At 60.6% G+C, this 7,792-nt stretch carries 6 protein-coding genes and 2 pseudogenes; 2 read left to right on the top strand and 6 right to left on the bottom strand.

Going from position 1 to position 7,792, the window contains the following annotated elements:
* Positions 1–294: pseudogene (locus tag BFN67_RS20355) on the bottom strand (IS21 family transposase); the annotation flags it as partial.
* Positions 295–417: 123 nt separating this feature from the next.
* Between BFN67_RS20355 and BFN67_RS24970 the strand changes: the two are divergent.
* A pseudogene (locus BFN67_RS24970) lies at positions 418–543 on the top strand (DUF2312 domain-containing protein); the annotation flags it as partial.
* A gap of 38 nt (positions 544–581) precedes the next feature.
* Here BFN67_RS24970 and BFN67_RS20345 read toward each other — a convergent pair.
* Positions 582–1,937, bottom strand: a complete 1,356-nt coding sequence (locus tag BFN67_RS20345) for an RsmB/NOP family class I SAM-dependent RNA methyltransferase (protein ID WP_080921310.1) — start codon at positions 1,935–1,937, stop codon at positions 582–584.
* Between the two features lie 43 nt (positions 1,938–1,980).
* Positions 1,981–2,979 carry a zinc metalloprotease HtpX gene (htpX, locus tag BFN67_RS20340; protein ID WP_080921309.1) on the bottom strand — a complete coding sequence of 333 codons (999 nt, stop codon included), beginning with the start codon at positions 2,977–2,979 and terminating at the stop codon, positions 1,981–1,983.
* 112 nt (positions 2,980–3,091) lie between these two features.
* On the opposite strand from htpX, the gene BFN67_RS20335 reads away from it, so the two are divergent.
* Positions 3,092–3,304 (top strand): DUF1674 domain-containing protein, encoded by a 213-nt coding sequence (locus BFN67_RS20335; protein ID WP_080921308.1) that lies wholly within the window; start codon positions 3,092–3,094, stop codon positions 3,302–3,304.
* Positions 3,305–3,696: 392 nt separating this feature from the next.
* Here BFN67_RS20335 and BFN67_RS20330 read toward each other — a convergent pair whose 3' ends face one another.
* From BFN67_RS20330 to BFN67_RS20320, 3 genes are all read right to left on the bottom strand, one after another.
* Positions 3,697–4,437 (bottom strand): MOSC domain-containing protein, encoded by a 741-nt coding sequence (locus BFN67_RS20330; RefSeq protein ID WP_080921307.1) that lies wholly within the window; start codon positions 4,435–4,437, stop codon positions 3,697–3,699.
* Between the two features lie 7 nt (positions 4,438–4,444).
* Positions 4,445–6,400, bottom strand: a complete 1,956-nt coding sequence (gene acs, locus BFN67_RS20325) for an acetate--CoA ligase (RefSeq protein WP_080921306.1) — start codon at positions 6,398–6,400, stop codon at positions 4,445–4,447.
* Positions 6,401–6,558: 158 nt separating this feature from the next.
* A protein-coding gene (locus tag BFN67_RS20320; protein ID WP_245295242.1) for an IS3 family transposase occupies positions 6,559–7,712 on the bottom strand; the annotation gives its coding sequence in 2 pieces (ribosomal slippage) (positions 6,559–7,460 and positions 7,460–7,712; 1,155 coding nt in all).
* Positions 7,713–7,792: the final 80 nt, after the last annotated feature.

Below are 7,792 nucleotides of genomic sequence, written 5' to 3'. Positions count from 1 at the left end.
GATCGTGTAGCCGCCGGTGAACCCGCATTCGTCACGAAGCCGGTCGAACACACGCTTGGCCGTGTGCCGCTGCTTGCGCGGAACCTTCACGTCCTCATCCAGCCATCGATCGATGGTCGCAACGAACGCGTCCAGCTTCGGCCTCCGGATCGGTGATCGGCGCCGATAGCCCGGCGGCGTCGAATACGACAGCATCTTGGCCACGCTGTCGCGCGATATGTTGAAATGCTTCGCAGCCTGACGCCGGCTCATTCCTTCCGAGCAAGCCAGACGAACCTTCAGATACAATTCCACGGTGTAGATCCCCTAACCCTCCTGCGCTCGTTGCAGAAGGAAAATAGGTGGCCGGGTTTTACGCCGCCCGCAGCGGGATTATCCCGCCGCTACCGTGGACGAATTTTGCACCGCCGCTCTCACCGGGGAAAAGGCTTCGATACCAAGGCGATACGCACGCTGGTCCGGCTGCGCAAGAAGGATCAGGCCGAGCGCCAGGAGGAGGAGTCGATCCTCGATCTCTACATGACGGCGTTGGGCATGGTCTGAGGCTTATTCAGCTTCGGCTGATACGGGTACTCGTAAGGTTAATAGGCCTTACGAAGACGCGCGGCATAAAACCCGTCGAGGCCGGACAGCGCTGGTGTTTCCATATCAAGCCCTGCCGGTGTAGTACGCAGCGCACCTGCCGGTGTGATGAATGGTTGAACGCCGGCGATCTCATCAGGCTTGATTGGGTCAAGCACGATGGCGGGGTTTTCTGTGAGGAAAGTCTCGACCAGTTCCTCGCCCTCGCTTGGATCGAGCGAGCAATTGGAAAAAACGATCTGTCCGCCCGGTTTCAGCAGCTTTATGGCATGCGCCAGCAGCTTTGCCTGTAAGGCTGCCAGCTTGGCGACATCTGCCGGCGTCTTGATCCATGGGATGTCCGGATGGCGTCGCACTGTACCGGTCGAGGAACAGGGCGCATCAAGCAGAATGGCGTCGAACGGGCGAGGCGGCGCGAAAGCCAGCAAATCGGACTGCACGGTTTCGGCCGATAGGCCGAGACGCGCCAGATTTTCTTCAAGCCGAGCCAACCTGTTCTTTGACGTATCGAGAGCTGTGACCTCCGCTCCCGCCAAGACGAGTTGCGCCGTCTTGCCGCCTGGCGCTGCGCAAAGATCGGCGACACGAAGACCATTGATGTCGCCGAACAGCCGTGCCGGCAGGCTGGCTGCCGCATCCTGCACCCACCATGCGCCCTCGACAAAGCCTGGCAAATCCGGGATCGGCGCGACCAGCTTTTCCACACGCACTGAGCCGGTCGGCAAAACGATGCCGCTCAGCCGTTCGGCCCAAAGTTCAGGGTTGGACTTCACCGTGAAATCGACCGGTGCCTCGCGCCGGTGCGCGGCCAGAATCTTGGCGGTTTCATCTGGTCCGTAAGTCTTCTCCAGCATGGCCGAAAGCCAGTCCGGCGCATCACGGCTGGTTTCCAACATAATCGGAAGTTCCGCCGCCTTGGCTCTCGCCAGCGCCCGCAGCACACCATTGACGAGGCCGGCGAAGCGCAGGGTGCGCGGATCGGACTTGGCATGGGTAACGGCGAGATCGACGGCGGCGCTGTCCGGCACGTCGAGAAACAAAATCTGTGCGGCAGCCACATGCAGGAGATGCGAAAGCGTGGTTGCGTTCGCCGGTAGCGGCTTTTCCAAACGGCATGCCAGCAGCGCTGCAATAGTGCCGCGATGGCGCAGTGCCGTGATGAGGATGGCACGCACGAGCGCGCGGTCGCGGACGTCGAGTGCCCGGTATTGAGGGTGGCCATGCTCGGCATCGGTCAGGCCGTCGAGCGGCGTTGCGGCATCCACGACCGCGGCCAGAAGGCGGGTACCAGCCATCCGGACGGCAAGGCCGGGAATGGCAGACAAATTTTCGCGCTGGACGTTACGGTTTCTCATGCCGCCGCAATCACACGGGCTGCAGCGCTTGTCGAGGGCCTGTCTATGACCAAGGCCCTTTTGGGCCGGTCGGATTGCCGACCCATGGATTGCGCTGTGCTGGTCTTTCGGCCCGCACTTGGCGCTGTCCAGCACGGTTCCACGGGCCGGAAGGCGCATCGGACGGCTCGTTGGATGCCGGTCCGTCATTGCCGCTACCCATCTGCGCGGCCATCGCCTGAAGCGCGGCAATGCGGTTTTCGGTCGCCGGGTGGGTGGAAAAAAGACTATCCATGCGTTCGCCCGAAAGCGGGTTGATGATGAAGAGATGGGCTGCCGCGGGGTTGCGCTCGGCATCCGGATTGGGGATTTGTTTGGCGCCGCGCGCGATCTTGTTCAGCGCAGAGGCCAGCCAGAGGGGATGGCCGCAAATTTCGGCCCCGCGCCGGTCTGCCTCATATTCACGCGTGCGGCTCACCGCCATCTGCACGATCATCGCGGCAAAAGGCGCCACGATCATTGCCACCAATACACCGACAAAACCGAACGAATTGTTTTCATTGCGGCTGCCACCGAAGAAGAAGGCGAAATTGCCAAGCATGGAAATGGCGCCGGCCAGCGTGGCGACGATGGTCATGGTCAGGGTGTCGTGATGCTGTACATGGGCCAGTTCGTGCGCCATCACGGCCGCAACCTCTTCATGGGAAAGCCGATGCAACAGGCCGGTTGTGGCGGCGACGGCGGCGTTTCGCGGGTTACGGCCCGTGGCGAAGGCGTTGGGCTGGTCGTTTTCGATGAGATAGACCTTCGGCATGGGTAACTCGGCTCGCCGAGCGAGATCGCGAACGATGGCATAATATTCCGGCGCGTTCTTTTCATCCACCTGGACGGCATGGTTCATTGCCAGCACCATCTTGTCGGCATTCCAATAGCTGAACAGATTCATGCCGGCAGCTATGACCAGTGCGATCATCATGCCGCCCGATCCGCCGAGCAGATAGCCGACGCCCATGAAAAGCGCCGTCATCGCAGCGAGAAGCACGGCGGTGCGAAGGGTGTTCATAGTCTGCTCCGTATGGTTATGACGGGCATCTTTCCATAGGCTTATATTGCCACAAACTCCGCTATATGATGGGGTATAGTAAGCCCCGTTTCAATCCGCGAGCAGAGAGAACATGGCAGAGGAAACGACCGGCGACGTCATTGCAGATGCGTCGACCAAGGACTTGTCGCCGGCGGCGCGCCGGGCGCTCGCCGAGGCTAAAGCGCGGCGTGAAGCCTATCGCGCCGCGGAAGCCGCCAGGCCGAGGGAAATTGGTGGGCGTGGCGGCCATGAACCGGGCCGCTATGGCGATTGGGAGGTTAAGGGCCTCACCAGCGATTTTTAGCACGATCTGGAAAAATAGACGCCGGTTTTCGGAGGATCATGCTCGCATAAAGATGAGCATTCTGCTTTCCATGCGGTCGTGCGCCAACGGAAAAGGCCGCCGCTTCTACCCGAAGCCGGCGGCCTTCCCGTGTCTTCGTTCAGGGCGCAGCTCGTACGTGGTGGCAAGACCACCGCAGCCGCGCGGAGCGATCCTTTAGCGGAGAGGCTGCTCCCCGCAAAGGCGATCCGCCGGAACCACGCTCTGGAAAACGAAATCACTCGACATCGGATCACCTCCTTTCAATTCGTTGAACACGAGGCCAATGTGGGGGCATACGCCGGCCGATACAAGGCGCAAACCGGGCGAGCCGATTCCCGCCTGCCGATCCGCTTCTGTTCGCCATGAACCGGTCAGAGAAAATGCAGTTGCGCGCCGGGAGCGACTTTGCCGGGGCGCTCGACAGTACAATAGACGCCGAAATTGTGACGGTTGTTCCGCACCACGGTCCGCAGGATCTCGGCATCTTCCTCTATGCCCTCTTGCGCGATGATAGTGAAGCCGCAGCGCCGGCACGGCGCAGCGACGGCAAGTTCGACCTCGCCAATGGCGATACGCCGCCCGAGCCATTCCGACTCGGGAAACGCGCCTTCGACTTCAGGCATATCGATCAGTATGCCGGGGCGAAACCGCCGTGGATCGCAGTCTGCCGCCGGGTGCAGCGCTTTCAGGCGGGCCAGCGAAGCGGTGGTCAGGAGATGGACCGGCGCCTTTTGATAGCGCGGGCCCGTGGTGGAACCGTCAGCCGGTTGCGGCCCGTCATCAAGGTAAGGTCGCAGAGAAACCTCGAAGCCGAGATAGTCGCTGATCGCCCTGTCGCTTTGGGCGGCCGGCGCGGCAAGCCAGCCGCCGCCAGGAATCTCCACTTCCAGTCCGGCCTCACCCGACAGCCGCGTGCGGATGCGGGGAGCCTGGCCCCATTTCGCCGGGTTCCTGTCGGGAGCGGCCACGATGCCGCTCGCCACGTCGAAAAGCCCGTAGATACGATCGCCTTCCACACCATCGGGCCTGATCAAAAGCTCAGGCATTGGCTGCCCGGCAAGCGAACTTACCGGATAGCGCCACAGGTGCGCAACCGTGCCGTCAGCGCCCATGCGAGCCCTATGCCCGCTTGTTCTGCCGGTTGGCGATCAGATCGTCCACGACGCTTGGGTCGGCGAGTGTCGAGGTGTCGCCGAGCGCCGAAAATTCGTCCTCGGCGATCTTGCGCAGGATGCGGCGCATGATCTTGGCGGAGCGGGTTTTCGGCAGGCCTGGTGCGAACTGGATTTTGTCCGGCGTGGCGATGGCGCCAATCTCGTGGCGCACATGTGCGATCAATTCCTTACGCAGATCGTCGTTCGCGGCCACACCCTCGGCCAGCGTGACATAGCAGTAGATGCCCTGGCCCTTGATGTCGTGAGGATAGCCGACGACGGCGGCTTCCGCCACCTTGTCATGGGCGACGAGCGCCGACTCCACTTCCGCCGTGCCCATGCGGTGGCCCGAGACGTTGATGACATCGTCGACGCGGCCAGTGATCCAGTAATAGCCGTCGGCATCGCGGCGGCAGCCGTCGCCGCTGAAATATTTGCCCTTGTAAGTGGAGAAATAGGTCTGCACGTAGCGCTCGTGATCGCCGAAGACGGTGCGAGTCATGCCGGGCCACGCCTGTCGCATGCACAGATTGCCGCTGCCTTCGCCCTCGATGATATTGCCGTCACCATCCAGCAGCTCCGGAATAATGCCGAAAAAGGGCAGGGTAGCGGAGCCTGCCTTCAAATCGATGGCTCCCGGAAGGGGGGCGATCATGATGCCGCCGGTTTCGGTCTGCCACCATGTGTCGATCACCGGGCATCTTTGTTCGCCGACGACATTGAAGTACCATTCCCAGGCTTCCGGGTTGATCGGTTCGCCAACCGAGCCAAGGATGCGCAGAGATTTGCGCGAGGTTTTCTCAACCCATTCGTCTCCGACGCCGCGCAGGGCGCGGATCGCTGTCGGTGCCGTATAGAAGATGTTGACCTTGTGCTTGTCGACCACCTCCCACATGCGTGACGGCGTCGGATAATTGGGCACGCCCTCGAACATCAACGTGGTGGCGCCGTTGGCGAGCGGTCCGTAGAGAATGTAGGAATGGCCCGTCACCCAGCCGACATCGGCGGTGCACCAGTAGATGTCGCCATCATGGTAGTCGAAAACATATTGGTGGGTCATCGACACATAGACGAGATAACCGCCCGTGGTGTGCAGCACACCCTTCGGCTTGCCGGTCGAACCTGATGTGTAGAGGATGAACAGCGGGTCTTCCGCCCTCATATGTTCAGGTTCGCAGGCAGGTTCGACCGATGCGGCCTCTTCATGTAGCCAGAAGTCGCGGCCTTCGACCCAATCAATCTTGCCGCCGGTGCGGCGCGTCACGATGACCTTGTCGACCTTGATGCCGTCCTTGGCGGCGATCTCGATCGCCTTGTCGGTATTGTCCTTCAGCGGAATGCGCTTGCCGGCGCGCAAGCCTTCATCAGCGGTGATAACGAAGTTCGATTTGCAGTCGGTGATGCGACCTGCCAGCGCGTCGGGCGAGAAGCCGCCGAACACCACCGAATGAACGGCGCCGATACGCGCGCAGGCGAACATCGCGTAGGCCGCTTCCAATACCATCGGCATATAGATAGTGACCCGGTCGCCCTTCTTGACACCATGCTTTTTCAGCACATTGGCGAAGCGGCAGACATGTTCGTAGAGCTCCTTATAGGTGACAGTCTTGTCGTCAGAAGGATCATCGCCTTCCCAGATGATGGCAGTCTGATCGCCGCGCCTTTCCAGATGCCGGTCGATGCAATTATAAGCTACATTGGTGAGGCCGTCCTCATACCATTTGATCGATACATCGCCCTCGAAGGAGGCGTTCTTCACTTTCGTGTAGGGCTTGAACCAGTCGATGCGCTTGCCATGCTCGTCCCAGAATTTGTCCGGGTCGCCTACGCTGTCGGCATACCACTTCAGGTAGGTCTCGTTGTCGATCAGAGCGTTCTTCTTCCAAGCCGGCTGGACGGGGTGGACATGGGCATCGGACATTTTCGAGCTTCCTCCTGAGAACGGCTGCCTGCACTGCGCGAGCGCCGTGAAATCGGCTGCCCTATTAGCAGCTTCAACCATACAACAACATTAGACGTTTGGTTCGTCCGTATGCAACGTGAGCTGCTCCCCGATCGTTGGACAGGATCTGGCATAAATTAAGCTACTCTCTGCACCTGCTGATCGGGTTGGGTTTCGTCTTTTCTCAGCCAATAGACCACGGCGGGCGGTCTGCCGCCAAGGGCTGAATGTGGGCGTTGGTGGTTGTAGAAGGTCATCCATTTCCGGATGCCCGCCCTCGCTTCTGATCCGGTCTCCCAGGCATGCAGGTAGACGCACTCGTATTTCAGGGTCCGCCACAACCTTTCGATGAAGATATTGTCGAGGAACCGACCCTTTCCATCCATCGAGATGCGCACGCCGGTGTGGCGCAGGCGATCGGTCCAGGCGAAAGAGGTGAACTGGCTGCCCTGATCGGTATTCATGATTTCCGGCAGCCCGAACTTGTAGATGGCCTCGTTCAGCGCCTCGACGCAGAAATCGGCCTCCAGCGTGTTCGAGATGCGCCAGGCTAGGACCTTTCGGGTGTGCCAGTCCATGATGGCAACCAGGTAGAGAAACCCGCGCCGCATCGGCACATAAGTGATATCGGCGCACCAGACCTGGTTGGGCCGCTCCACGCGCAGTCCCTTCAGCAGGTAGGGATAGGTCTTGTGCCCCTTCGCCGGTCTGCTGGTAGTGGGTTTCTGGTAGATCGGCATCAATCCCATGAGCCGCATCAGCCGGCGTATCCGCTTCTCGTTCACCAGATGGCCGTCGTTGCGCAAATGCCAGGTCATCTGCCGGACACCGAAAAAGGGCGTTTCCAGGAACTGTTCGTCGATCAGCCGCATGAGGGCCAGGTTCTGCGCGGTCTCCCCCTTCGGGGTGTAATAGAAGGACGAGCGTGAGATCGACAGCAGCTTGCATTGCCGAGTGATCGACAATTCCGGATGATCCGGCTCAACCATGCCGCGCCTCACTTCCCGCCCCAGGGCTTCAGCTTTCTTTCCAAAAAAGAGTTGGCCACCGCCAGCTCCCCGATCTTGGCGTGGAGCTCCTTCACCTGCTCCTCGTCGATCTCGGGCTTTTTCCGGCCATTGCGTTCGAACACACCCGAGGCGCCTTCGAGCAGAGCGCGTTTCCACTGGTGAACCATCGTCGGATGAACTCCGAACCGGCTTGCCAGCTCGGCTGCGGTCTCTTCGCCCTTCAAGGCTTCCAGGGCGACCTTCGCCTTGAACTCAGGCGCGTGCTGCTTGCGTTTCGACATCTCTGATCTCCTTTTCGTCGAAGATCAGCAGACCGCAAATCATAGCTTATGTCAGTGTCCGAATTTCGGGGGGTAGCTCA

The sequence above is a fragment of the Manganibacter manganicus genome, from assembly GCF_002075885.1.
Lineage (GTDB): Bacteria > Pseudomonadota > Alphaproteobacteria > Rhizobiales > Rhizobiaceae > Mesorhizobium > Mesorhizobium manganicum.
Note: the sequence above shows the minus strand (reverse complement) of the source record. Positions and strands in the feature narration are given on the sequence as shown.

Excerpts from the sequence above, each read along its gene's own strand:
- acs (WP_080921306.1), bottom strand. The coding sequence starts at position 6,400 with ATGTCCGATGCCCATGTCCACCCCGTCCAGCCGGCTTGGAAGAAGAAC.
- BFN67_RS20345 (WP_080921310.1), bottom strand. The coding sequence starts at position 1,937 with ATGAGAAACCGTAACGTCCAGCGCGAAAATTTGTCTGCCATTCCCGGC.
- BFN67_RS20335 (WP_080921308.1), top strand. The coding sequence starts at position 3,092 with ATGGCAGAGGAAACGACCGGCGACGTCATTGCAGATGCGTCGACCAAG.
- BFN67_RS20330 (WP_080921307.1), bottom strand. The coding sequence starts at position 4,437 with ATGGGCGCTGACGGCACGGTTGCGCACCTGTGGCGCTATCCGGTAAGT.
- htpX (WP_080921309.1), bottom strand. The coding sequence starts at position 2,979 with ATGAACACCCTTCGCACCGCCGTGCTTCTCGCTGCGATGACGGCGCTT.